This is a genomic window from Pseudomonas sp. GW821-FHT02H06 (genome assembly GCF_059421525.1).
This window is the reverse complement of record NZ_JBWKVD010000021.1, coordinates 17,600-40,199: the sequence shown is the minus strand read 5'-3', so window position 1 is coordinate 40,199 and position 22,600 is coordinate 17,600. Positions and strand designations below refer to the sequence as shown.

Genomic DNA, 22,600 nt, shown 5'->3' with positions numbered 1-22,600 from the left:
GCCAGCCGACTCAAACTCGCCTAGGCAGCCAGTCGGCGCAAGTGCTCTTATCCAGATGTTCGCGCAGACAGTCGGCGAAGGTCTGCCGTGGAATCGACCGAGCGCCAAGGCTTAGCAGGTGCTCGGTCGGCATCTGGCAATCGATCAGGACAAATCCCCACGTTTGCAAATGTTCGACCAGCGTCGCAAAGCCGACCTTTGAAGCGTTGTCGGCGCGGCTGAACATGGATTCGCCAAAGAACAACTGGCCCATGGCCAATCCATACAAGCCGCCCACCAAGGCGTCGCCGTCCCAGACCTCAACGCTATGGGCGAACCTACGCGCGTGCAGCTCGATGTAGGCCGCCTGCATGGAGTCGGTTATCCACGTGCCGTCTGCGTAGGCCCGAGGTTCGGCGCACGCTTGAATGACCGCCGGGAAGTCCTGATCGAACGTGACCCGATAACGCCCCTGGCGCAGCAACTTGCCCAGACTGCGCGACACATGCAGTTCATCCGGAAACAGCACGGTACGCGGGTCCGGCGACCACCACAGAATCGGCTGGCCCTGCTGATACCAGGGAAAACAGCCATGGCGGTACGCGGCGATCAGGCGATCGGCAGACAAATCGCCGCCGCCGGCCAGCAGTCCGTTGGGCTCGCGCATGGCTTTTTCCAGCGCAGGAAAATCAAGGGTGTCGCGTTGTAACCAGGTCAGCATGGCATCCAGACTTTACGAGAGGGGAGGGGAGTCAGCGCGGGTCGTCATTGCGAATTGCAACTCCGTGCTGCAAACGGGGTCACAAGCCGCCTGATCGAACCGGGATGTCGGACCGCTTGATTTCTTCATTCCAGCATGGCCTTTTGACAGTTCAAGGAACCAGTAGCTACGCGTCATAAGCCTTTGTCGGCAAAGAAAATGCGTGCCGCAATTGTCTGCGGCCGTCGAAGCTTGAAGATCGGCAAGCTCCGCGCCAGACTAACGTAGCGCGCGGCGCGCAAATCCGTACAATGCCGATGTTGTTTAACCTCATTTCAAGTCACCTGTCGAGCGTGCGTTATCGCAGTCGTGTTTTCCCCGGTGGTCATGCTGACCGTCGGACCGATATTCAGGCCGATGTTCGGGAAAGGCACTGCCATTTCGTCAAGGCAGTCGTACACAGTCAATCATCAGATGTTCGCGCTTGCGCGCAGGAATTGAAGCGTTTTGAAGAAATCCACCATAGCACCCACCCCCGTTCCGCTCTGGCGGCAGCACCTGCACTACCGGCTCAAGGAAGGTGCACTGATCGCGTTCGGCGCGCTGTGTCTGTATCTGATCATGGCGCTACTGACCTACGATCAGGGCGATCCAGGCTGGAGCCACACGAGCAGCTCAAGCAATTCTGCCCAGGTTCAGAACGCCGCAGGCTTCGCCGGTGCGTACTCTGCCGACATCCTGTTCATGATCCTCGGCTACTTCGCCTACATCTTCCCGCTGTTGTTGGGGATCAAGGCCTATCAGGTTTTCCGCCATCGCCATGAGCCGTGGCAGTGGAGCGGCTGGCTGTTTTCCTGGCGCATGATCGGTCTGGTGTTTCTGGTACTCGCCGGCGCTTCGCTGGCGCACTTGCACTTTCATTCGGCATCGGGCCTGCCGGGTTCTGCCGGTGGCGTGCTGGGCGAAGTGCTGGGCGATCTGGCCAAGCGCGCGCTGAATGTTCAGGGCAGCACATTGCTGTTCATCGCCTTGTTTTTGTTCGGTCTGACCGTGTTCACCGATCTGTCCTGGTTCAAGGTCATGGACAACACCGGCAAGATCACCCTGGACCTGATCGAATTGTTCACGGGCTCGCTCAACCGCTGGTGGACCGCGCGCAACGAGCGCAAGCAGATGGTGGCTCAGCTGCGTGAAGTCGACATGCGTGTCGACGAAGTAGTTGCTCCGGTTGCCCCGGATCGACGGGAGCAAGCCAAAGCCAAGGAGCGCCTGATCGAGCGCGAACAGGCGTTGACCGAGCACATGGCCGCCCGCGAGAAGCACGTGCCCGCCGTCATTGCGCCGGCACCTCCACGGGCACCGGAGCCGAGCAAGCGCGTACAGAAAGAGAAACAGGCGCCGTTGTTCGTCGACAGCGCCGTAGAAGGCACCTTGCCGCCGATCTCGATCCTCGACCCGGCAGAGAAAAAGCAGCTCAACTATTCGCCTGAATCCCTGGCAGCGGTGGGTCATCTGCTGGAGATCAAGCTCAAGGAATTCGGCGTCGAAGTCACCGTGGACTCGATTCACCCCGGCCCGGTGATTACCCGTTACGAAATCCAGCCGGCTGCCGGCGTGAAAGTCAGCCGTATCTCGAACCTGGCGAAAGACCTGGCGCGCTCCCTGGCAGTGACCAGCGTCCGTGTGGTCGAGGTCATTCCCGGCAAGACCACCGTTGGTATCGAAATCCCCAACGAGGATCGTCAGATCGTGCGTTTCTCCGAGGTCCTGTCGACGCCGGAATACGACGACGCGAAATCACCGGTCACCTTGGCGCTGGGTCACGACATCGGCGGCAAGCCGGTCATCACCGACCTCGCCAAGATGCCGCACCTGCTGGTCGCCGGTACCACCGGTTCCGGTAAGTCGGTGGGCGTGAACGCGATGATCCTGTCGATCCTGTTCAAGTCCGGGCCGGAAGACGCCAAGCTGATCATGATCGACCCGAAAATGCTCGAGCTGTCGATCTACGAAGGCATCCCGCATTTGCTGTGCCCGGTAGTGACCGACATGAAAGACGCCGCCAACGCCTTGCGCTGGTCGGTGGCTGAAATGGAACGCCGCTACAAACTGATGGCCAAGATGGGCGTGCGTAACCTGTCGGGCTTCAACCAGAAGGTGCGCGAAGCGGAAGAGGCTGGCACGCCGCTGTCCGACCCGCTGTACCACCGCGAAAGCATTCACGACGAAGCCCCGCTGCTGACCAAGCTGCCGACCATCGTTGTGGTGGTGGACGAGTTCGCCGACATGATGATGATCGTCGGCAAGAAGGTCGAAGAACTCATCGCCCGTATCGCGCAGAAGGCCCGTGCGGCAGGCATCCACTTGATCCTCGCGACCCAGCGTCCGTCGGTGGACGTGATCACCGGCCTGATCAAGGCGAACATCCCGACGCGCATGGCGTTTCAGGTATCGAGCAAGATCGATTCCCGGACCATCATCGATCAGGGCGGCGCCGAACAACTGCTCGGGCACGGCGACATGCTCTACATGCCGCCGGGCACCAGCCTGCCGATTCGTGTGCACGGCGCGTTTGTGTCGGACGAGGAGGTTCACCGCGTGGTTGAGGCGTGGAAGCTGCGCGGCACGCCGAACTACAACGATGACATCCTGGCCGGCGTCGAAGAGCCGGGCAGCGGCTTCGACGGTGGCGGTGGCGGCGGTGATGGCGAAGACAGCGAAAGCGATGCGCTGTACGACGAAGCCGTGAAGTTCGTGCTGGAAAGCCGTCGTGCGTCGATCTCTGCGGTGCAGCGCAAGCTGAAGATTGGCTACAACCGCGCCGCGCGGATGATCGAAACCATGGAAAACGCGGGCGTCGTGACGCCGATGAACACCAACGGCTCGCGCGAAGTGATTGCGCCAGCCCCTGTGCGTGACTGACACTTCCCGGTCACGCGTTACCGGGCGTCGCCACCGCGGCGGCGCCCGGCTTCAACCACACTCAAAGAGGAATCCCATGCGTCTTATCCGCATGCTGTTGGTATCTGCACTGGCTTTTTCCGCTGTCTCGGCCCACGCCGACAGCAAGGACGTGGCGCGCCTGACCCAACTGCTGGAAAACTCGAAAACCTTGAGCGGGCGTTTCTCCCAGCTCACCCTCGACGGTGGCGGCACCCAGTTGCAGGAAACCGCCGGCGAGATGACGTTGCAGCGCCCGGGCCTGTTCTACTGGCACACCGACCCGCCGCAGGAGCAAACGATGGTCTCCGACGGCAAGAAGGTTTCCCTGTGGGACCCTGACCTGGAGCAGGTCACCATCAAGACCCTCGACCAGCGTCTGACCCAGACCCCCGCGCTGCTGCTGTCCGGCGACGTGTCGAAAATCAGCGAAAGCTTCGACATCACTGCCAAGGAAGCGGGTGGCGTGATCGACTTCGTGCTCAAGCCCAAGTCCAAGGACACGCTGTTCGACAGCCTGCGCCTGTCGTTCCGCAACGGCATGATCAACGACATGCAACTGATCGACAGCGTCGGCCAGCGCACCAATATCCTGTTCACCGGCGTCAAGGCCAACGAGCCTGTCGCGGCGAGCAAATTCCAGTTCCAGATCCCGAAAGGCGCTGACGTCATTCAGGAATAAAAGGGGTTCGCCTGTTTCATGGACCTGTTCAGCACTGAACCGATCGCGCAACCGTTGGCCGCCCGCCTGCGAGCGACCAATCTGGACGAGTACGTCGGCCAGCAGCACCTGCTCGCCCACGGCAAGCCACTGCGTGAAGCGCTGGAGCAGGGCGCGCTGCATTCGATGATTTTCTGGGGACCGCCCGGCGTGGGCAAAACCACGCTGGCGCGGTTGCTGGCGAAAGTCTCCGACGCGCATTTTGAAACGGTGTCGGCGGTGCTGGCGGGGGTCAAAGAGATCCGGCAGGCCGTAGAGATCGCCAAGCAACAGGCGGGTCAGTACGGCCGCCGGACCATTCTGTTCGTCGACGAAGTGCACCGCTTCAACAAGTCGCAGCAGGATGCGTTTCTGCCCTACGTGGAAGACGGCACGCTGATCTTCATCGGCGCCACCACTGAAAACCCGTCATTCGAACTGAATAACGCGCTGCTCTCCCGCGCCCGGGTCTATGTGCTCAAGAGCCTGGACGAAGGGGCGTTGCGTCAGTTGGTCAACCGCGCGCTGACCGAAGAGCGCGGGCTGGGCAATCGGCATCTGACTTTGGGCGACGAGGCGTTCACGACGCTGTTGGCCGCAGCGGATGGCGACGGTCGGCGGATGCTCAATCTGCTGGAGAATGCGTCGGACCTGGCCGAAGACGGCAGCGAAATCGATCCCGAATTGCTGCAAAGCCTGCTCGGTGACAGCCGTCGCCGTTTCGACAAGGGCGGCGAAGCGTTCTACGACCAGATTTCCGCGCTGCACAAATCCATTCGCGGCTCCAACCCCGATGCCGCGTTGTACTGGTTCGCGCGGATGATCGACGGCGGCTGCGATCCGCTGTATCTGGCGCGGCGCGTGGTGCGCATGGCCAGCGAAGACATCGGTAACGCCGATCCGCGCGCCTTGCCGCTGTGCATGTCGGCGTGGGATGTGCAGGAACGCCTCGGCAGTCCGGAAGGCGAACTGGCCGTGGCCCAGGCCATTGTGTATCTGGCCTGTGCGCCGAAGAGCAACGCCGTGTACATGGGGTTCAAAATGGCCATGCGCGAAGCCACCGAGCACGGTTCGCTGGAAGTGCCGCTGCACCTGCGCAACGCGCCGACCAAGCTGATGAAACAGCTCGGCTACGGCGAAGAATACCGCTACGCCCATGATGAACCGGACGCTTACGCGGCGGGTGAAGACTACTTCCCCGACGAACTCGAACCGCGTCAGTATTATCAGCCGGTTCCCCGAGGCCTTGAGCTGAAGATCGGCGAAAAACTCAAACACCTGTCGGCGCTCGACCGCGCCAGTCCTCGCCAACGGAGAAAATAGTGATTCAGTTGATTCTTGCCGTGTCCGCCGGTGGCGTGGCTGGTACATTACTGCGTTTCGCGACGGCTAACGTGGTCGCTGCGAACTGGCCGCGCTATTTCTATACAGCAACGCTCGCCGTGAATCTGGTGGGCTGCCTGCTGATCGGTTTGCTCTACGGGCTGTTTCTGATCCGCCCGGAAGTCCCGATCGAAGTGCGCGCCGGATTGATGGTGGGAGTCCTCGGTGGTTTGACGACGTTTTCGTCTTTTTCACTGGACACGATTCGCCTGCTTGAAAGCGGCCAGGCTCCTCTGGCCATTGGCTACGCCCTCATCAGCGTACTGGGCGGGCTGCTCGCGACATGGGCCGGCCTGTCTTTGACCCGAATTTAATATACGAGAGACCGATATGCTCGACTCCAAACTGCTGCGTACTCAACTTCAGGACGTAGCGGATCGCCTGGCTTCCCGTGGCTACACACTGGACGTGGCCCGCATCGAAGCGCTGGAAGCCCAGCGCAAGACGGTGCAGACCCGCACCGAACAGCTTCAGGCCGAGCGTAACGCCCGTTCCAAATCCATCGGCCAGGCCAAGCAGCGCGGCGAAGACATCGCGCCGCTGATGGCCGACATCGATCGCATGGCTGAAGAGCTGAGCACCGGCAAGAAAGAGCTGGACGCCATCCAGTCCGAGCTCGACGGCATGGCCCTGAGTATGCCGAACCTGCCCCACGAATCGGTGCCGGTGGGCGCTGATGAAGAAGAGAACGTCGAAGTGCGCACATGGGGCACGCCGGCGTCGTTCGATTTCGCGGTTCAGGACCACGTTGCCCTGGGCGAGAAGTTCGGCTGGCTGGATTTCGAAACCGCCGCCAAGCTGTCCGGCGCCCGTTTCGCGTTGTTGCGGGGCCCTATTGCGCGCCTGCACCGTGCGCTGGCGCAATTCATGATCACGCTGCACATCAACGAGCATGGTTACGAAGAGACCTACACGCCGTATCTGGTCCAGGCGCCTGCGTTGCAGGGCACCGGCCAGCTGCCGAAATTCGAAGAAGACCTGTTCAAGATCTCCCGCGAAGGCGAGGCCGATCTGTACCTGATCCCGACCGCCGAAGTGTCGCTGACCAACATCGTCTCCGGGGAAATCATCGACGCCAAGCAGTTGCCGTTGAAATTCGTCGCCCACACCCCTTGCTTCCGCAGCGAAGCCGGCGCGTCGGGCCGTGATACCCGCGGCATGATCCGTCAGCACCAGTTCGACAAGGTTGAGATGGTGCAGATCGTCGAGCCGGAAAAATCCATGGAAGCGCTTGAGAGCCTTACCGGTCATGCCGAACGCGTTCTGCAACTGCTCGAATTGCCGTACCGCGTACTGGCGCTGTGCACCGGCGACATGGGTTTCAGCGCAGTGAAAACCTACGACCTGGAAGTGTGGATTCCGAGTCAGGACAAATACCGTGAAATCTCGTCGTGCTCCAACTGCGGCGATTTCCAGGCGCGTCGCATGCAGGCGCGCTGGCGCAACCCGGAAACCGGCAAGCCGGAACTGGTTCACACGCTGAACGGTTCGGGTCTCGCGGTGGGTCGTACGCTGGTGGCGGTGCTGGAAAACTACCAGCAGGCCGACGGCTCGATCCGCGTGCCGGACGTCCTCAAGCCCTGGATGGGCGGCATCGAGGTGATCGGCTAAATGGAATTTCTGCCGCTGTTCCATAACCTTCGGGGCGCTCGGGTGCTGGTGGTGGGCGGCGGCGAGATTGCCTTGCGCAAGTCTCGCCTGCTGGCTGATTCCGGGGCGGTGCTGCGCGTGGTTGCCCCCGAGATCGGAGCGGAGGTGCGCGAGCTGATCGAGCGCAGCGGCGGCGAAGAGATTCTGCGCGGCTACACCGAGTCGGACCTCAATGGTTGCGTGCTCATCATTGCCGCCACCGACGATGAGCCACTCAATGCGCAAGTGTCAGCCGATGCCCGCCAGCGCGGTGTGCCGGTTAACGTGGTGGATGCGCCTGCGCTGTGCAGCGTGATCTTCCCGGCCATCGTCGATCGGTCGCCGCTGGTGATTGCGGTGTCCAGCGGTGGCGATGCGCCGGTGCTGGCACGGCTGATCCGCGCCAAGCTCGAAACCTGGATTCCACCGACTTACGGGCATCTGGCCGGTCTGGCCGCGCGCTTTCGCCATCAGGTGAAAGGGCTGTTTCCCAACGTTCAGCAGCGTCGGGCGTTCTGGGAGGATGTATTTCAGGGACCCATTGCTGACCGGCAACTGGCCGGGCAGGGCGCCGAGGCAGAGCGGCTGTTGCAGGCAAAGATTGACGGCGATGCGCCGGCCACGACCGGCGAGGTGTACCTCGTGGGCGCCGGGCCGGGCGATCCTGATCTGCTGACCTTCCGCGCGCTGCGTTTGATGCAGCAGGCGGATGTGGTGCTGTACGACCGCCTGGTAGCACCGGCGATTCTGGATCTGTGCCGCCGCGACGCTGACCGCGTCTACGTAGGCAAGCAGCGCGCCGATCACGCCTTGCCCCAGGATCAGATCAACCAGCAACTGGTGGATCTGGCCAAGCAGGGCAAACGCGTGGTGCGACTGAAGGGCGGTGATCCGTTCATCTTCGGCCGTGGCGGTGAAGAGATCGAAGAACTGGCGGCCCACGGCATTCCCTTCCAGGTCGTACCTGGCATCACGGCGGCCAGTGGTTGCGCGGCCTATGCCGGCATTCCGCTGACCCACCGCGATCACGCGCAGTCCGTGCGTTTCGTGACCGGTCATCTGAAGAACGGCTCTACCGATCTGCCATGGAAAGACCTGGTCTCACCATCCCAGACCTTGGTGCTCTACATGGGCCTGATCGGGCTGCCGGTCATTTGCGAACAGCTGATCAAGCACGGCCGATCGGCCGAAACCCCTGCGGCGCTGATTCAGCAGGGCACCACAGTCAACCAGCGCGTCTTCACCGGCACGCTGGCCAATCTGCCGCAACTGGTGGCGGAGCATGAGGTTCATGCGCCGACCCTGGTGATTGTGGGCGAAGTGGTGAAGTTGCGGGAAAAACTGGCGTGGTTCGAAGGGGCGCAGGCTAGCGTCTGATCACGACATGCGCCTGCCTGGCTTCGCGAGAGCTACACAATTCTTGTGGGAGTGAGCTTGCTCACGAAGACTGCCTTCCAGCCGCTGAAAATTTTGCGGATGCACTGGCCTATTCGCGAGCAAGCTCGCTCCCACAATGATCATGCACCGAGTGACGGGTTTCAGGTCTTTAACTGAAACCCATCAGTCGTTGTGCAAGATCCCTTTTCCGCTCAAACGCCCGCGATCATGCTCGCCGCTAAAGTCCTGCTGCGGGCCTTTTGGCACGATGCCGGTCGGGTTGATGGTGGCGTGGCTTGCGTAGTAGTGATGCTTGATGTGCACGAAATCCACTGTCTCGGCCACGCCCGGCAGCTGGTACATCTCGCGCACCCAGTTGCTCAGGTTCGGGTAGTCGGCAATGCGCCGCAGGTTGCACTTGAAGTGCCCGTGATACACCGCGTCAAAGCGAATCAGCGTGGTGAACAGGCGCACGTCCGCTTCGGTCAGGTATTCACCCGCCAGGTAGCGTTTCTCGCTGAGCAGGCTTTCCAGCGCATCAAGCTCGGCGAACACTTCGTCGAAGGCCTCTTCGTACGCACCTTGTGACGTGGCGAAACCGGCGCGGTAGACACCGTTGTTCACGGCCGGGTAGATACGGTCGTTCAGCCGGTCGATCTCGTCGCGCAGCGGCTCCGGATACAGATCCAGGTGATTGCCGGTCAGGTCGTCGAACGCCGAATTGAACATCCGGATGATTTCCGATGATTCATTGCTGACGATGCGATTCAGTTGTTTGTCCCACAGCACCGGCACGGTCACCCGACCGGTGTAATCGGTGGTGTCGGCGAGGTAGCGCTGGTACATGAACGTATGGCCATCCAGCGCGTCGCCTTTAGACCCTTTCTGCTTGTCGAACGTCCAGCCGTTCTCGCGCATCAGCCAACTGACCACGGAGACGTCGATCAGACTTTCCAGGCCCTTGAGCTTGCGCACGATCAACGTGCGATGGGCCCACGGGCAAGCCAGGGAAACGTACAAATGGTAGCGACCGGCTTCCGCCTTGAAGCCGCCTTCACCGGACGGGCCGGGCCGACCATCGCTGGTAACCCAGTTCCGGCGCTTGGCTTGCTCGCGCTGAAAAGCGCCGTCTTTGCTGCTTTCGTACCACTGGTCTTGCCAGCGTCCTTCAACGAGAAGGCCCATGTCTGACTCCAAAGTGAGCTGTACCGAAGTACGTTGGAGATCAGTCTAAAGGCAATCGTTCGAACGAATAACGCAAAGACTGGGGGGTAGCTATCGGCTAAATCGATCTGTTTCGGTTCGCCCAATACTGCTCGGCCTGCGCGAAGGCTTCAGTTCGCGGCATCCCGAGGCCCCGCAGTGCCAGCGCCATGGTGGCGATCAGCGCCAGTTGCGGGTAACTGTCCTCGATGTCGCCTTTCCAGATCGCGAGCAGATGCTGCGGATCGAGGGTGGCCGGCTTCACGTGGCGACGGTCCGACAACGCCGGCCATTCCTCGTCCCACGGCTGACCGTCAGTCGTGCCATACAAGTGGCTGATGGTGTCGGGATTGATCTCGACTTCACCGCCGTCGCCCTTGATCACGATGGCGTGGTCGCCGAGTAGGCTGCTGGCGTCGCGGTGTACGCCCTGATAACCCGGATGGAAAATACTCTGCAGCCCGCAGCGGGCACCCAGCGGATTGAGGATGCGCGCCAGGGAATGGATCGGCGAGCGCAGCCCTAGCGTGTTGCGCAGATCGATCATGCGCTGCAGCTGCGGCGCCCAGTCGCCGAGGGGGAAGAACGCAATGTTCTGCTGCTCCAGCGCTTCACCCACCGCCTGCCAGTTGCGGCACAGCGGAATGCCCAACAGCTCCAGCAACTGCTCGCTGTACAGGCGGCCGGCGGTGTGGGCGCCGCCGCCGTGCATCAATACGCGCACGCCGTTCTGTGCCAGGCACTTGGCGGCCAGCAGATACCACGGCAGATGACGCTTTTTGCCGGCATACGTGGGCCAGTCGATATCGACCTTCAGTTCCGGCGCATGCAGCCGCTCGCGCACCGCTTCGGTGAAACCCGCGAGCTCATCCGGGCTTTCTTCCTTGTGTCGAAGCAACATCAGGAACGCGCCGAGTTGGGTGTCTTCGACTTTTTCATCGAGCACCATGCCCATGGCTTCCCGCGCTTCGGCGCGGGTCATGTTGCGCGCACCACGCTTGCCCTTGCCGAGAATGCGCACGAAGGGCGCGAACGGATGCTCGGCAGGGGTTTCGATGACGAGGGGAGTGAAGTCGGTCATAGGCAATTGGTCGGCTTGGGCAGGCCCGCCAGCTTGGCGGCAAGTTTGGCGGGAGTGCCGTTGAACAGACGATTCAAGTGCAAGCTGTTGCCCTTGTCGGCGCCCAGTTTCAGCGCGGTGTACTTGACCAGCGGCCGCGTGGCCGGGGACAGCTGAAACTCCGCGTAGAACGCACGCAGCAGTTCGAGAATTTCCCAGTGATCGGGAGTAAGGGCGATGTCTTCTTCAAGGGCCAGGGCTTCGGCGACTTCATTGGACCAGTCGTAGAGGTCCTCAAGATAGCCATCTTTGTCCAGCGCGATGCTGTGCCCGTCGACGATGAGCTGTTTCATAGCCACGTATTGACCTTGTCGTATTGCACCGAGAGCGCGACGAAGCCGGCATAGTCGACGCCTTGGGCCCAGTCAGGCAGCGCGATGTTTCGAGCGGTGGCGTCTTCATCGAGCACGAACAGTTTCAGGCTGCCCGTTTTCGCGCTCAGTGTCTGGGCGGTAGCGGTGTCTGCGCGCAACGCATAGGTTGCGTCGCCGCACAAAAGGATCGCGTCTTGACTGCCGAGCACGCGCAGGCAACTGCTCAGGCGCGAGTCGGTAAAAGGGGAGTGAGAGAGTACGTGCAGGGTAGCCATCAGATTGTGATCACCTGGTCGTAACGGTCAATGAGCCCAGCGATTTGCGGGTCATCCAGTACCTGAAGGGGTTCGACGCTCAAGCCGGTTGGCTGCATCCCACGCTGATTCAGGCTGGTGCCGCAGGCGAACAGGTCTTCCACACCGAACATCGACAACGCTTGCAGGTTGGCGGTCAGGTCTTTCTGCTGCACCTGACTGGGGTTCTGCGCCGTCGCCAGCTGAAACACGCCGTCGTCCATGAACAGCAGGGCGACCGGCAGATCGAACGCGCCGCCGGCCAGGGCAATGTCCAGTGCCTCGCGGGCATCCGGACCAGACCATGGCCCTTGACGGCTGATGATCAGTAATGACTTCGCCACGTCACGGCCCTCCGAAACAAATCAAACGGTCGGCCGCCTGGACCGCGTCGTGCAACTGACCCAGCCCCGACAATTCCCACGGTGCAGCAAGGTTCGCCGCAGGTCGCGAATAGCGTTCCGCTTCTTCGGCATTCAATACGCCCCGGCGCAGGGCCGCTGCGATGCAGACCACGCCATCAAGCTGGTGGGTGGTGACGAAATCACGCCATTGCGCGGCAGTGTCCGACTCGTCCTGAGGCGACACGACATTGCCGGACGCGCTGTGTACGCCGTCCTGATAAAAGAACAGGCGGACGATTTCATGGCCCTGGGCCAATGCGGCTTTGGCGAACAGCAGCGCACGCCGCGAGGAGGGCGCGTGGGCGGGCGAATGCAGGGCGATGGCGAACTTCATGGGCGGCTCGGTGGGGCGCTGGCAGGGAACATGGGCGCAATGATAAAGAATTCATGAACGCCGGACAGCAAAAAGCCCGCCGAAGCGGGCTTTTTGTTGAAGCGGGCAAACTGATCAGTCTTTGCTGCCCATGATGCCGAAGATCTGCAACAGGCTGATGAACAGGTTGTAGATCGATACATACAGGCTGATGGTCGCCATGATGTAGTTGCGCTCACCGCCGTGGATGATCGCGCTGGTCTGGAACAGAATGCAGACCGACGAGAACAGCACGAAGCCGGCGCTGATCGCCAGTTGCAGGCCGCTGATCTGGAAGAACATGCTAGCCACCACGGCCCCGAGCAACACGAAGAAGCCTGCGGTGATGAAGCCGCCGAGGAAACTCATATCCTTGCGGGTGATCAGCACATAGGCCGACAGACCACCGAAGACCAGTGCTGTCATCGCGAACGCGGAAGCAACGACTTCAGCGCCGCCCTGCATGCCGATGTAACGGTTGAGGATCGGGCCGAGGATGAAACCCATGAAGCCCGTCAGCGCGAACGCCGAGACCAGACCCCATGCCGAATCGCGCAATTTGTTGGTGAGGAAGAACAGACCGTAGAAGCCGATCAGCACGACGAAGACGTTCGGGTAACGCACGTTCATCTGTTGTGCAACGAACGCCATGACGCCACTGAAGGCGAGGGTGAGGGCCAGAAGGCCGTAAGTGTTGCGCAGGACGCGGCTAACCTCTAGCTGCTCGACCTGCACGCGGTTGTTGACTGCGTAATCCTGTTCGCGCATGGCGCTACTCCTGATGGTGAAAACGAAGGGTTTGAAACCTCAAGTTGCAAAGATCATAACAGAGGCGAGGCAGCGCGCTAGCCGGAGAGTTTGACAGCTTGTTTCATTACGGTATTATGGCGCCCGCAAAGCGACGGAGGGGTGAAAAACTTCCGACGCCAGATGCTTCGGGGAATTGGCAGAGTGGTTGAATGCACCGGTCTTGAAAACCGGCGAACGTTAATAGCGTTTCTAGGGTTCGAATCCCTAGTTCCCCGCCAAACACAGTAAAAAGCCCTGCTCATGCAGGGCTTTTTCGTTTTCGGGGTCTGGTTTTTGCTCGGCTGCTTTTGATCGTAATCTATCGGATCATCCAGCCCGCGCTGCCCAAAGTTAGCAGATGCTAATCATGTGGCTGATAGCAGCCCGTCATTTACTGTATGCTAACCCGAAGCGATGATTGGACATGGACATTAACAAGCTTAGAGCTGACGCCCTGAAAGCCCTGATGGCCGGGGCCTCCCAGAAAGATTTCGCCAATCGGCACGGCCTTGATGCGTCGTATCTGTCCCAGATTCTTAACGGGCACAGAAATCTCGGCGAGAAAGCTGCTGCGAATTTGGAAGAGAAGATTGGCCTTCCTTCGGGAAGCCTGGTCAGCCCTGCTGCGTCCGAGACTTCCGCGACAGCAGTGAAGGCCGGGCTTTCGGCACTGGAACAGCTCAAGCAGTCCCTCGCCAAGGTGAAAGGCTTTTCAAATGAGGCGCGGGACCGGATTGTGGCGGCGGCTGCCGACCCGGATGACCAGAGCACAGACGTGCTTCCGGCCAATTACGCCGCGCTTCGTCCTACCCAGGAAGAGATTGTCATTCGCCAGTACGACATACGTGCAGCGATGGGTCACGGACAGGTGCCGCCTGATTACAATGAGGTAGTGCGCAACTTGGTTGTCAGAGAGGAGATTCTTCGCGAGAAAGGTGTGACCTACACCTCGAAGACAGCTCTGGCCATGATCAGTGGCTGGGGTCAGAGCATGGAAGGAACCATCAACGATAAAGACTTGGTGATCGTCGACAAAGGCGTGCAGGACTTCATCGGTGAGGGCATCTACGTACTGACCTGGCATCAAGAGCTGTACATCAAGCGCGTGATGCGACTGGACGAAGAGAATTACAGGCTTATTTCAGACAATCAGCATTATGAGAACCAGACGGCAAGGGTCGACGATGTGACGATCCATGCGAAGGTTTTATTGATCTGGAACGCAAGGAAAGCCTAGTTGCGCTGGCCGATGTGGCCGACTAATGGCCGGCACATGGGGTTTCTTGAAGGTACATACGCCCGCCAATCAAGCGGGCTTTTTTGTGCCCTTAGAAAGGCGCGGCTTCCTCCAATACTTCGAATTCGTCCCGCATCTGAACGCGGGGATCGTCATCTGACGGCGCCTCCCACTTCAGCGTGACCGAACGGTCTTCATCGTTGAAAACCATCTCTATCCCATCCACCTCCGCGATCGCCCTCATCACCTCGTCCCACTCCTTTTCGCCGTCAGTCTCCAGCTTATGGATCGTCACCCACATCTGATCCTGAGCGATGGGGTGGTTGATCATGCTCGCGACCCTTAGGTTCAGGCGCTCAAGGCCGGACATGGGCTCGCGCTCTTGAGGTTTGTTCTTCTCTGGCAGGGACATCAGTTTCTCCTTGATTACTGTATATGCGTACAGCTTTCGCAAGCATAACGGCAGTCAGCTGTTTGCAAAACCCCTGTCAGAAATATCGATCTGCTTCGAGCGACCAGCACCCATTCCAAGCGCGGAAATAATTTAGCTTTAGCTATTGACGCTAGATTTAGCGTTTGCTAATTTACGTCCATCGCAGCGACTTACCGCTGCGGTACATGACTGGTGAAGCCGCCAGATAGCCAGGGACCAGCGAAATGGTCTCCCAGCCCCGACAAGGGACCGACTGGATCAAAGCTCTTTAGCAGGACGGAATCACCGATTTCGCTGGCTGGCCTTGGCAACAGGGCCAGACGGGAAATCAACGAAGAAAGAGAGGGCAGTCAGGCGGGTGCACTAACACCCACAGGGATCGCCAGATCGCAGGTTGTACCTGCAAACCAGCCGAGGCCCTTACTCTCCGCGCGAGCGGGGCGGAGCCTGGCAGAATCCAAAAGGCTTCGCAGAATGTTGAAAGATTGCAGATGTGGAAAGTGCAAAAGACTTCTTGCCCGTATCGGTGAGATGACGGAGCTCCAGATCAAGTGTGCCCGGTGCGGGACGTTGAATCATGTGAGGGCCACGTGCCCCGAGCTATCGCCTATGAGCGACATGAATGCGGAATTCTCCGCTAAAAATCATTCGACTCAAGGTAATCAAAATGTCCAATAGCAGCTCAGTAATCGCCCAGCTCAAAAACATTCCTCTGGTAGGAATCAACCTGGGCTCGGTCGCCAATGCTGGTCAAATCCTTCCAGGTTCGGCCGGCACTCATTATCAATGGCCCACTCGGGACACCATCACTCACTGGGTGAAGAACCTCGGTGTGCGCCTTATCCGTTTTCCGTTCGAACTGCAGCGCGCCATTGAGCTGTCGACAATTGACGGTCTGCCAGGTCAAGGCGCGAACTTGAAGCAGGAGTTCGTGGACAAGTGGAAGGAAATGCTGAAGGCGATCAGCGATGACTCTAACGGTGAAGCCAGGATCATCCCCGATCCGCATCACTACATGCGCCTGCATCGCTACCAGACCGATGCGAATGGCCAACTGACCGGTCAGCTTTACCCAAGTAAAGAGGCGGGCAATCAAGACGGCTGGAAAATTACGGAGCAGGTTCTGATCCAGGAGGGTAACTCCGCCGGTGGTGGTTCCTGGAGTGCGGTCCACTTGGCGAACTTCCACCAGAAGTTGGTTGTTGCGTGCGACGACCCTATGGTTCTTGGTTGGGGTTTGGGCAACGAGCCCTATCCAAACCCCAACGCCGGCGCAAAGGACTACATTACGTCGGGCGACTTGGAAACCCTTTACATCAACACGATGAATACCGTGCTGAAGGCCCTGCGCAATAGCTCCAAAAAGCCAGTCTTCATCTGCGGCCTGCAATTCGCGAGTGCCAAGGACTGGGCGGGTGTCTCGGCGAATCTACAGTCGAAGATTGTGGATCCGGCGAATTCTATCGTGTGGGAAGCGCACGCCTATGCTGACGTCGATGGCGGATCGAGCGGTGCCTACAACGGCGACAACACCCAAATTTCGCCAACGGCGCTACGCGACCAAATCGTGGGTCCGTTTCTGACTTACGCCAAAGCCAACAAGATGGCAGCATTCATCGGCGAGACTGGCATTCCACCAACGGACGCTGGCCGTACCGCGCTGAAGAATCTTCTCGACAAAGCCAAGGCTGAGAAAATCCCCGTCACCCTATGGGTCGCGGGTCCGGGCACTGACGGCGAGAAGATGAGCCTTGAAGCGAGTAACCAAGCGGCAACGGTTACGATGGTGAAGCCATACTTCGCTGAGCGCATCACTCAGTGGGGTTATGCACAAGCGTAGGTCTGGCTAGCAGAGCCTGAGCCTCCCATTCCGGGAGGCTCTCCTTCCCATTCTTCCAGTGACCGCGTGTGTGAACACCCGATCCGGAACGCTATATAACAGCATATGCGCTGCTCCGACGGAGCAGCCTGAACGACATGCACTTATTCAGAGCCTCGGCATTCACCGAGGCTTTTTCGTATTTAGCCCTGCCACGCCTATCGCTCTAAGCCAGGCGTGCTGCGGGGCTGCCCCATTCCCCGAGCCCGAGAGGGCGGACTGTCGGAGGTCGACGAAGATGTCGGAAAAAACACCTGACTTCTGGGCCCACGTCTGGCTGATCATCACGACGCCGCTCTGGCAAGGAGCGATCATGGCCGCAACCATTTCTCTATTGCGCGTGGTCTATGAAGGCAAAGAAGCCAACAAATGGCGCGTTGTGCTTGAGGCGCTGATCTGTGGTGCATTGAGCCTGTCAGCCAGCAGCGTCATCGAATGGATGGCCTGGCCGTCGAGCCTGTCCGTTGCCGCCGGCGGCACCATCGGGTTCATCGGCGTGACGGCGATCCGCGAGCTGATCATCCGGTTCCTCGGACGCAAGGCGGATTCGTTATGAGCCTCGAACCAGTCGCCGTAGTAGCCAGGGTCGGCTCTACATTTCGGGCCATTGCGGTCGTCATTGTCATCGTGATGGGCCTGCTGATTGCCATCCAGCAGATCCGAGTGATCACGTTGCAAGGGGCCATCAGTGTCGAGGCCAAAGCCAAACAGGAAGCCGTCGACGCCAATAAGGAAAGCCAGGCCACGATCACGACGCTGCGCGCTGAAGCACAGCGCAACGCCGACTACACGGCCGACCTGAACAAGCGCATCAGGGCCAGTGAAGACAAAGCCAAGAAGGCGAGGAAGGAGTTCGATGACCTCAAGCGCACCAGTAAACCTGTTCGTGATTGGGCTGCTCAGCCTTTGCCTGACGGCCTGCGCGGCAAAGCCGCCAGTGGTAACAAAGACCACAGTCATAAGGCTGCAAGCCCCTGAGCTGATTCCGTGCGAGCGGGTCAATGCGGAGGATACCGATCTGCGTGACAACGGCGACGTATGGGAGCTGAAGGATCAGGCCATCAAGCTGCTCGACACATGCGCCGACCAAGTCGATGCGCAGATCGTTCGAAGCAAGAATAAGTAAGCCCGTTTTATTGGAGGTGCGTCGAGTCTGGAGGCACCCATGAGCGGATTCTTTGCATGGAGAATAGTCATGACCGTGACTGATAAAGATCGCGATGTTCTCGCTCGCACGGTGTACGGCGAAGCTCGTGGGGAAGGGCTTGCCGGAATGGTTGCCGTGGCCTGGACGATCCGCAACCGCGTGAATGATGGACAAGAAAAATCATGGTGGGGCGAGGGCTATGCCGGGGTATGCCAAAAACCCTATCAGTTCAGTTGCTGGAACAGGGGCGACCCAAACTATCCATTCCTGAGCGGCACGCGACAGATCCCGTTCAGGGAGTTGGCGCAGTGCCAAATCGCTGCTGACCAAGTGATCGACGGGAAGGTGCCAGACCCCACCGGTGGGGCAACTCATTACTACGCGACCACTCTGTCGAAGGCTCCGGAGTGGGCTGCCAGGGCTAAGCGGACTCTGAAACTCGGGGACCACGTATTTTTCAAAGACGTTCCGTGATCTACGGCACGAGCCCGCCGGGCTTTCGCAGCACCTGCGATACAACCATGCTCGAAAAAAGTTCCTCAAGTAAAAAGCATAATTGTCGACACTTTCATTGAGGTCTGAGCACAGTTCGATCCTGGGCGAGCCTGAATTTCAAACGCGCACTCACGCGCCACCTTAAGCTCAATTATCAGCCAGGGAAGGGCTTTGCCGGGATTTAGATAATGCTAAGTAAGCTAAGCATATCTCAAAAGCTGTATTTCAGTTTCTTCGTTATCGTATTGCTAATCGGGATGTTGGTAGGAAGCGCGTACAAGGGGTTTGAAGAGGTTGAAACCGCAACCAGGAGCAATGTGCATAGCTATCAAGTGCTTAGCGGAACACAGGTCGCACTGGAACAGTTGATTAATATTGAAACTGGCATGCGCGGATTCGTCATTTCGTCAAAAGACTCATTTCTAGAACCCACGATGATGGGCGAAAAGCAGTTCGCCGAGGTGCTCAACCTGCTCAAAAGTTTGACCGCCGATAACCCGCAACAGCAACAAAGACTTGCCCAGCTTGGCGAAATTCAGAAACGGTGGATTGACGAAGACGTGCACCCGATCATCGCTATGCGCAGAGATTTGACTCAGCGCAGTGCCCCCGATGACCCTTTAGACCAGCGTATTACCTCAGGGGCTGACAAGGCCAAAATGGACAGCATGCGGGCTGTATTGGGAGACATCACCGCTGATGAGAACAAATTGCTGGATATCCGAAACCAGGCAATGGCGGACGCCAAGCATGATGCATTGTTGATTCTGATCTGGGGAGGCATCGCAGCAACGGTTCTATCCGTCATCTTGGCTACCACGTTGGGCCGTAGTACCTCCGCACGCCTGCAACTCGCTATCGACGCAGCCACTGCAATCGCCAACGGTAAGCTGGATACCGTTATTGACACCAGTAGCCATGATGAGCTGCCCAAAGCCTTCTTGCGTATGCAGACTCGGCTAAGAGAGATGATCCAGCAAATCAGCCTCGCTGCCAGTCAGCTAGTTATCGCTGTGCAACAAATTTCGGGGGCATCCGAGCAACTTTCCGGCGCTATTCAAGAGCAATCAACGTCCGCGTCAATGATGGCTGCAACTGTCGAAGAATTGACCGTCAGCATTCACCATGTCTCCGAAAATGCGGATGAAGCTCACACGTTGGCTACCCGCTCAGGCCAGCAATCGAAGGATGGTGCACAAGTTATAGAAAGCACCCTGTCCAGCATGATGGGCATCGCAAAAACAGTGCAGCTTTCCTCTACACAGGTCGCAGGCTTGGGCCAGCATTCCGAGCAGATTTCCTCAATTATCAGTGTGATCCAAGGTATCGCTGATCAGACCAATTTACTCGCCCTTAACGCCGCCATTGAGGCGGCGCGGGCGGGTGAACAGGGGCGTGGATTTGCAGTAGTGGCCGACGAGGTGCGCTTGTTAGCGCAGAACACAGGCAAATCGACCAAGGAAATCGCAACCATGATCGGAAAGATTCAATCTGGCGTCCGCGAAACCGTAGAAAGCATGCGCAGCGGGGTCCAGGAAGTGAATGACGGCGTGGAAATGGCGGGTAGTGCCGGCACGGCAATAGGCGAGATACGCGACAGCTCGAACAAGGTACTCGAAGTTGTAGACCAGATTTCCCTGGCCTTGCGGGAGCAGACGGCAGCTAGTCAGGATGTAGCTCGGAATGTGGAGCGCACTGCGCAGATGGCTGAACAAAATAATATGTCCATTCAGGACCTGCTGAAGACGAGCGGCGGGTTGAAAAATCTTGCCACCAGCCTGCAAGTGGAAGTCAGCAAGTTTCAGATGTAGCGAAGGCGATCTCCAGCCGTAACCGTTTAACACTGCCAAGGCTAACTTGGATCTCTTGACCCTGAGCGAGCAAATCAGAGGGCTTCTGTAAATCAGAGGTCTTTCTGTTTAGACAGAGAAAAGCGCAGACCTTTGTCACATTGGGCTGCGCTTCTCGGCACTCCGCAGGGAATGTCTGATTTATTTGCCCAGCTTTTTACGTACGTCTACCACCATTGGACCGACTGCCTTTACTGCGGCTTTGAGTTGTTCTTCGGTCACCCCAAACTCGTTAGTCCAGTACTGCAGCTCCCAGGCTTCAGAGGTATTCACTCTGGCTCTGTCCTGTGGTCCGCGATTACCTAAATTGTCAGCCATTTTCTACGCCCTTATGAGATAGCCTGGCTATTCCAGGCCAACGAAGCATAGGCCATCCTGAGCGTCTGACATGGGCGCAAGACATCTACCGGAGCGGCATCTGTGAGCGGTAGAAACCAGTGGTGTTGAAAGCCGGCGAGGGTTGAGACCGTTTCCGGGGTTCAAATCTCCAGGTCCGCCAAACACAGTAAAAAGCCCCGCATCTGCGGGGCTTTTTAGTTTTCGGGGTCTGGTTGGAAATGGGCTCTGAAGTCCGGGCGTCAGGGCCGCGGTGGGCTAAAGCCGGAACTTGCCGACCATGTCATTGAGCCGGACCGCCAGCTTCGACAGCTCGTTGCTTGCTTCCAGTGTCTGTCTCGCGCCCTCGGTGCTCTGCATTGCCAGATCCCGAATGCTCACCAGGTTTCTGTCCACATCGCGGGCAACATGGGCTTGCTCCTCCGACGCCGTCGCAATCTGCATATTTCGTTCATTGATTTCCAGGACCGCATCGGTGATCAGGCGCAGGGACGAGCCGGCGTCTTTCGCAGAGGTCAGCGTGCTGTAAACCTCCTGCCTGCTTTTGTCCATGGACTCCACGGCAGCGGCAGACCCTGACTGGACCTTGGTGATCATCTGCTCGATTTCCTGCGTGGACAGTTGGGTCCGGTGCGCCAGTGCCCGAACCTCGTCTGCCACCACAGCGAATCCTCGTCCCTGTTCCCCGGCGCGCGCCGCCTCAATCGCTGCGTTCAACGCGAGCAGGTTTGTCTGCTCGGCAATGGCCCTGATGACGCTCAGCACTTTTGTAATATCGTCCGCCTGACTGGCCAGGGCCTTGACCTGAACCACTGAGTTGTCCACGAGGTCGGCGAGGCTCGTCATGGCCGTCACCGTGTTGACGACCCTGCGGTTGCCCTCTTCGGCGGATGTGCTGGATGACTTCGCGGCCTCGGACGTTGAGTTCGCATTTCTCGCCACTTCCTCCACTGCCGCACTCATTTCGGTGACCGCAGTGGCCGCCTGTTCGATCTCGCTGTTCTGTCTTTGAAGTGTCCGATCTGCGCTTTCGGTAATCGATGTCATTTCAACGGAGGCGGTGCTCAGTTGGTCGGCTGCTCCCGATATCTCAGTGATCGTGGTCTTTAAATTGCCGGCCATGACATTGAGCGCAATCATCAAACTGGATACCTCATCTCGCCCCGTCACGGCGAGGACACCGGAGAGGTCGCCCGTCGCGATTTGCTCCGCGAAGGTCAATGAGCTGGCAACCGGCCTTACGATGCTTCGGGTCAGGGCATACGCCAGGCCTATGGTGAGCACCGATGCAACCAGAACAACCGAGATAAGAACCATGATGCTGTGGCTGTAAACCTCTGCAGCGCGATGCCCGGCGTTAACTGCGTTCTGTGAATTAAGGTCACGCAGCTTTGTGAGCTCCGCCTGATACTGCGTCGCGGTCTGCGCCTGTTCGTTGTTGGCATAGTCCAGCGCGCTTTGATGGTCGGTTTTATTCAGCGAAATAATGTTTTTGACGCCAGCTATGTATTTCTCCATCAGGCCGTTCGCGGTCTGAAACTGCTTGTTATCCTCTTCGTCAGTAACCAGGTGTGCTCGGTAGTAACCCGTTTTGTCTTCGAGCATGGCAATGTCCTGAAAAATACTATCGGTGACCTTGCGTTGTGCGTCTGAGCCCGCCACCGCCAGCGATCGTATGCTTTCCAGACGGGTATGCAGCAGGGCGATCTGGATATCGTCAATTACCTGAATGCTGGGCACCACGTCGGTTTCCAGCTTTTGTTCAGTGGTACGCATTTCATCAATTTGAACGTAGGCGAACAGGCCAAGGCCTAGCAGAATGAGCGTAATCAGACCAAAGCAGAGCAGCGCTCTGGTCGAAATCTTAAAGTTTTGTAGTTGCATGTGGGTCTCTCCGGAGCTCCAAAGGAATGCTGAGGTCCGTTCCAGCTATCAGCGTGTCTGCCGGATTTTCGATTACTTAAGGTACGTTCAGCGGAAAGGCAGGCCTATAGCTATCATGGTCGCGTGTTTGCTAAGTGCTAAATAATCAATTAACTA

Annotated in this window: 25 protein-coding genes, 1 tRNA gene and 1 pseudogene; 15 read left to right on the top strand and 12 right to left on the bottom strand. The window is 58.7% G+C overall.

The annotated features are described in order from the left end of the window. Positions 1 to 10 precede the first annotated feature (10 nt). Positions 11 to 700 carry a leucyl/phenylalanyl-tRNA--protein transferase gene (gene aat / locus AC07VF_RS24200; protein WP_495009815.1) on the bottom strand — a complete coding sequence of 230 codons (690 nt, stop codon included), beginning with the start codon at positions 698 to 700 and terminating at the stop codon, positions 11 to 13. A gap of 486 nt (positions 701 to 1,186) precedes the next feature. Here aat and AC07VF_RS24195 point away from each other — a divergent pair, with 486 nt between their 5' ends. The 6 genes from AC07VF_RS24195 to cysG all read left to right on the top strand — a co-directional run bounded on the left by AC07VF_RS24195 (position 1,187) and on the right by cysG (position 8,708). Continuing rightward, positions 1,187 to 3,601: a DNA translocase FtsK gene (locus AC07VF_RS24195; RefSeq protein WP_282370040.1), complete on the top strand. Its 2,415-nt coding sequence runs from the start codon at positions 1,187 to 1,189 to the stop codon at positions 3,599 to 3,601. Between the two features lie 76 nt (positions 3,602 to 3,677). Beyond that, the gene (lolA, locus tag AC07VF_RS24190) at positions 3,678 to 4,301 is read left to right on the top strand and encodes an outer membrane lipoprotein periplasmic chaperone LolA (protein WP_282370037.1); all 624 of its coding nucleotides are present in this window, start codon (positions 3,678 to 3,680) and stop codon (positions 4,299 to 4,301) included. A gap of 18 nt (positions 4,302 to 4,319) precedes the next feature. Beyond that, a complete protein-coding gene (locus tag AC07VF_RS24185) occupies positions 4,320 to 5,642 on the top strand; it encodes a replication-associated recombination protein A (protein WP_192174829.1) in 1,323 nt (440 codons plus the stop codon). Continuing rightward, the gene (crcB, locus tag AC07VF_RS24180; protein ID WP_282370032.1) at positions 5,642 to 6,016 is read left to right on the top strand and encodes a fluoride efflux transporter CrcB; all 375 of its coding nucleotides are present in this window, start codon (positions 5,642 to 5,644) and stop codon (positions 6,014 to 6,016) included. The genes AC07VF_RS24185 and crcB overlap by 1 nt, the downstream gene beginning before the upstream one ends. Positions 6,017 to 6,032: 16 nt before the next feature. Further along, positions 6,033 to 7,313 carry a serine--tRNA ligase gene (gene serS, locus AC07VF_RS24175; protein ID WP_346631380.1) on the top strand — a complete coding sequence of 427 codons (1,281 nt, stop codon included), beginning with the start codon at positions 6,033 to 6,035 and terminating at the stop codon, positions 7,311 to 7,313. Next, complete coding sequence (gene cysG, locus AC07VF_RS24170) at positions 7,314 to 8,708, top strand: siroheme synthase CysG (protein ID WP_346628123.1); 1,395 nt, start codon at positions 7,314 to 7,316, stop codon at positions 8,706 to 8,708. Positions 8,709 to 8,891: 183 nt separating this feature from the next. Here the strand turns inward: cysG and AC07VF_RS24165 are convergent, their stop codons facing one another. From AC07VF_RS24165 to AC07VF_RS24135, 7 genes are all read right to left on the bottom strand, one after another. Beyond that, positions 8,892 to 9,893, bottom strand: a complete 1,002-nt coding sequence (locus AC07VF_RS24165; RefSeq protein ID WP_346631379.1) for a glutathione S-transferase family protein — start codon at positions 9,891 to 9,893, stop codon at positions 8,892 to 8,894. A 97-nt stretch (positions 9,894 to 9,990) separates the two neighbouring features. Then, the gene (locus AC07VF_RS24160) at positions 9,991 to 10,992 is read right to left on the bottom strand and encodes a glycosyl transferase family protein (protein WP_346631378.1); all 1,002 of its coding nucleotides are present in this window, start codon (positions 10,990 to 10,992) and stop codon (positions 9,991 to 9,993) included. Further along, entirely contained in the window at positions 10,989 to 11,324 is a 336-nt protein-coding gene (locus AC07VF_RS24155; RefSeq protein WP_423574722.1) for a TusE/DsrC/DsvC family sulfur relay protein, read from the bottom strand. Before AC07VF_RS24155 ends, AC07VF_RS24160 begins: the two co-directional genes overlap by 4 nt. Then, a complete protein-coding gene (gene tusB / locus AC07VF_RS24150; RefSeq protein WP_346628127.1) occupies positions 11,321 to 11,620 on the bottom strand; it encodes a sulfurtransferase complex subunit TusB in 300 nt (99 codons plus the stop codon). The genes AC07VF_RS24155 and tusB overlap by 4 nt, the downstream gene beginning before the upstream one ends. Further along, positions 11,620 to 11,982: a sulfurtransferase complex subunit TusC gene (tusC, locus tag AC07VF_RS24145; protein ID WP_282370016.1), complete on the bottom strand. Its 363-nt coding sequence runs from the start codon at positions 11,980 to 11,982 to the stop codon at positions 11,620 to 11,622. The genes tusB and tusC overlap by 1 nt, the downstream gene beginning before the upstream one ends. A 1-nt stretch (position 11,983) precedes the next feature. Then, on the bottom strand, positions 11,984 to 12,376 hold the full coding sequence (gene tusD, locus AC07VF_RS24140; protein ID WP_272635008.1) for a sulfurtransferase complex subunit TusD: 393 nt from the start codon (positions 12,374 to 12,376) through the stop codon (positions 11,984 to 11,986). Positions 12,377 to 12,490: 114 nt separating this feature from the next. Continuing rightward, the gene (locus AC07VF_RS24135) at positions 12,491 to 13,162 is read right to left on the bottom strand and encodes a Bax inhibitor-1/YccA family protein (protein WP_133777231.1); all 672 of its coding nucleotides are present in this window, start codon (positions 13,160 to 13,162) and stop codon (positions 12,491 to 12,493) included. Positions 13,163 to 13,331: 169 nt separating this feature from the next. On the opposite strand from AC07VF_RS24135, the gene AC07VF_RS24130 reads away from it, so the two are divergent. Both AC07VF_RS24130 and AC07VF_RS24125 read left to right on the top strand, forming a co-directional pair. Next, a tRNA-Ser gene (locus AC07VF_RS24130) sits at positions 13,332 to 13,422 on the top strand. A 185-nt stretch (positions 13,423 to 13,607) separates the two neighbouring features. Next, on the top strand, positions 13,608 to 14,420 hold the full coding sequence (locus AC07VF_RS24125; protein WP_346631377.1) for an XRE family transcriptional regulator: 813 nt from the start codon (positions 13,608 to 13,610) through the stop codon (positions 14,418 to 14,420). A gap of 91 nt (positions 14,421 to 14,511) precedes the next feature. On the opposite strand, the gene AC07VF_RS24120 is transcribed toward AC07VF_RS24125, so the two are convergent. Beyond that, positions 14,512 to 14,832, bottom strand: coding sequence for a DUF1654 domain-containing protein (locus tag AC07VF_RS24120; RefSeq protein ID WP_346631376.1), 321 nt, complete (start codon positions 14,830 to 14,832; stop codon positions 14,512 to 14,514). Positions 14,833 to 15,327: 495 nt separating this feature from the next. Between AC07VF_RS24120 and AC07VF_RS24115 the strand changes: the two genes are divergently transcribed. From AC07VF_RS24115 to AC07VF_RS24085, 7 genes are all read left to right on the top strand, one after another. After that, positions 15,328 to 15,531, top strand: a complete 204-nt coding sequence (locus AC07VF_RS24115) for a Com family DNA-binding transcriptional regulator (protein ID WP_346628131.1) — start codon at positions 15,328 to 15,330, stop codon at positions 15,529 to 15,531. Further along, entirely contained in the window at positions 15,521 to 16,693 is a 1,173-nt protein-coding gene (locus AC07VF_RS24110) for a cellulase family glycosylhydrolase (protein WP_346631375.1), read from the top strand. The genes AC07VF_RS24115 and AC07VF_RS24110 overlap by 11 nt, the downstream gene beginning before the upstream one ends. Positions 16,694 to 16,970: 277 nt before the next feature. After that, positions 16,971 to 17,288 carry a phage holin, lambda family gene (locus tag AC07VF_RS24105; RefSeq protein WP_192174817.1) on the top strand — a complete coding sequence of 106 codons (318 nt, stop codon included), beginning with the start codon at positions 16,971 to 16,973 and terminating at the stop codon, positions 17,286 to 17,288. Continuing rightward, entirely contained in the window at positions 17,285 to 17,710 is a 426-nt protein-coding gene (locus AC07VF_RS24100; protein ID WP_495009814.1) for a hypothetical protein, read from the top strand. The genes AC07VF_RS24105 and AC07VF_RS24100 overlap by 4 nt, the downstream gene beginning before the upstream one ends. Further along, positions 17,619 to 17,858: an Rz1-like lysis system protein LysC gene (gene lysC / locus AC07VF_RS24095; protein ID WP_346631374.1), complete on the top strand. Its 240-nt coding sequence runs from the start codon at positions 17,619 to 17,621 to the stop codon at positions 17,856 to 17,858. The genes AC07VF_RS24100 and lysC overlap by 92 nt, the downstream gene beginning before the upstream one ends. Positions 17,859 to 17,927: 69 nt before the next feature. Beyond that, positions 17,928 to 18,353 carry a cell wall hydrolase gene (locus tag AC07VF_RS24090; RefSeq protein ID WP_192174858.1) on the top strand — a complete coding sequence of 142 codons (426 nt, stop codon included), beginning with the start codon at positions 17,928 to 17,930 and terminating at the stop codon, positions 18,351 to 18,353. 209 nt (positions 18,354 to 18,562) lie between these two features. Beyond that, complete coding sequence (locus tag AC07VF_RS24085) at positions 18,563 to 20,185, top strand: methyl-accepting chemotaxis protein (protein ID WP_495009813.1); 1,623 nt, start codon at positions 18,563 to 18,565, stop codon at positions 20,183 to 20,185. A gap of 180 nt (positions 20,186 to 20,365) precedes the next feature. On the opposite strand, the gene AC07VF_RS24080 is transcribed toward AC07VF_RS24085, so the two are convergent. From AC07VF_RS24080 to AC07VF_RS24070, 3 genes and pseudogenes are all read right to left on the bottom strand, one after another. Beyond that, a complete protein-coding gene (locus tag AC07VF_RS24080) occupies positions 20,366 to 20,542 on the bottom strand; it encodes a DUF3606 domain-containing protein (protein ID WP_282369999.1) in 177 nt (58 codons plus the stop codon). Positions 20,543 to 20,818: 276 nt separating this feature from the next. Then, positions 20,819 to 21,607 carry a methyl-accepting chemotaxis protein gene (locus AC07VF_RS24075; protein ID WP_407073265.1) on the bottom strand — a complete coding sequence of 263 codons (789 nt, stop codon included), beginning with the start codon at positions 21,605 to 21,607 and terminating at the stop codon, positions 20,819 to 20,821. Positions 21,608 to 21,676: 69 nt separating this feature from the next. Continuing rightward, positions 21,677 to 22,444, bottom strand: a pseudogene (locus tag AC07VF_RS24070) (MCP four helix bundle domain-containing protein); the annotation flags it as partial. Positions 22,445 to 22,600: the final 156 nt, after the last annotated feature.

Excerpts from the sequence above, each read along its gene's own strand:
- AC07VF_RS24075 (WP_407073265.1), bottom strand. The coding sequence starts at position 21,607 with ATGACATCGATTACCGAAAGCGCAGATCGGACACTTCAAAGACAGAAC.
- tusD (WP_272635008.1), bottom strand. The coding sequence starts at position 12,376 with ATGAAGTTCGCCATCGCCCTGCATTCGCCCGCCCACGCGCCCTCCTCG.
- AC07VF_RS24080 (WP_282369999.1), bottom strand. The coding sequence starts at position 20,542 with ATGGCTGACAATTTAGGTAATCGCGGACCACAGGACAGAGCCAGAGTG.
- AC07VF_RS24110 (WP_346631375.1), top strand. The coding sequence starts at position 15,521 with ATGTCCAATAGCAGCTCAGTAATCGCCCAGCTCAAAAACATTCCTCTG.
- AC07VF_RS24085 (WP_495009813.1), top strand. The coding sequence starts at position 18,563 with ATGCTAAGTAAGCTAAGCATATCTCAAAAGCTGTATTTCAGTTTCTTC.
- AC07VF_RS24090 (WP_192174858.1), top strand. The coding sequence starts at position 17,928 with ATGACCGTGACTGATAAAGATCGCGATGTTCTCGCTCGCACGGTGTAC.
- AC07VF_RS24125 (WP_346631377.1), top strand. The coding sequence starts at position 13,608 with ATGGACATTAACAAGCTTAGAGCTGACGCCCTGAAAGCCCTGATGGCC.
- AC07VF_RS24165 (WP_346631379.1), bottom strand. The coding sequence starts at position 9,893 with ATGGGCCTTCTCGTTGAAGGACGCTGGCAAGACCAGTGGTACGAAAGC.
- AC07VF_RS24100 (WP_495009814.1), top strand. The coding sequence starts at position 17,285 with ATGAGCCTCGAACCAGTCGCCGTAGTAGCCAGGGTCGGCTCTACATTT.
- AC07VF_RS24105 (WP_192174817.1), top strand. The coding sequence starts at position 16,971 with ATGTCGGAAAAAACACCTGACTTCTGGGCCCACGTCTGGCTGATCATC.
- cysG (WP_346628123.1), top strand. The coding sequence starts at position 7,314 with ATGGAATTTCTGCCGCTGTTCCATAACCTTCGGGGCGCTCGGGTGCTG.
- serS (WP_346631380.1), top strand. The coding sequence starts at position 6,033 with ATGCTCGACTCCAAACTGCTGCGTACTCAACTTCAGGACGTAGCGGAT.
- aat (WP_495009815.1), bottom strand. The coding sequence starts at position 700 with ATGCTGACCTGGTTACAACGCGACACCCTTGATTTTCCTGCGCTGGAA.
- AC07VF_RS24115 (WP_346628131.1), top strand. The coding sequence starts at position 15,328 with ATGTTGAAAGATTGCAGATGTGGAAAGTGCAAAAGACTTCTTGCCCGT.
- lolA (WP_282370037.1), top strand. The coding sequence starts at position 3,678 with ATGCGTCTTATCCGCATGCTGTTGGTATCTGCACTGGCTTTTTCCGCT.
- AC07VF_RS24135 (WP_133777231.1), bottom strand. The coding sequence starts at position 13,162 with ATGCGCGAACAGGATTACGCAGTCAACAACCGCGTGCAGGTCGAGCAG.
- AC07VF_RS24185 (WP_192174829.1), top strand. The coding sequence starts at position 4,320 with ATGGACCTGTTCAGCACTGAACCGATCGCGCAACCGTTGGCCGCCCGC.
- AC07VF_RS24120 (WP_346631376.1), bottom strand. The coding sequence starts at position 14,832 with ATGTCCCTGCCAGAGAAGAACAAACCTCAAGAGCGCGAGCCCATGTCC.
- AC07VF_RS24155 (WP_423574722.1), bottom strand. The coding sequence starts at position 11,324 with ATGAAACAGCTCATCGTCGACGGGCACAGCATCGCGCTGGACAAAGAT.
- tusB (WP_346628127.1), bottom strand. The coding sequence starts at position 11,620 with ATGGCTACCCTGCACGTACTCTCTCACTCCCCTTTTACCGACTCGCGC.
- AC07VF_RS24160 (WP_346631378.1), bottom strand. The coding sequence starts at position 10,992 with ATGACCGACTTCACTCCCCTCGTCATCGAAACCCCTGCCGAGCATCCG.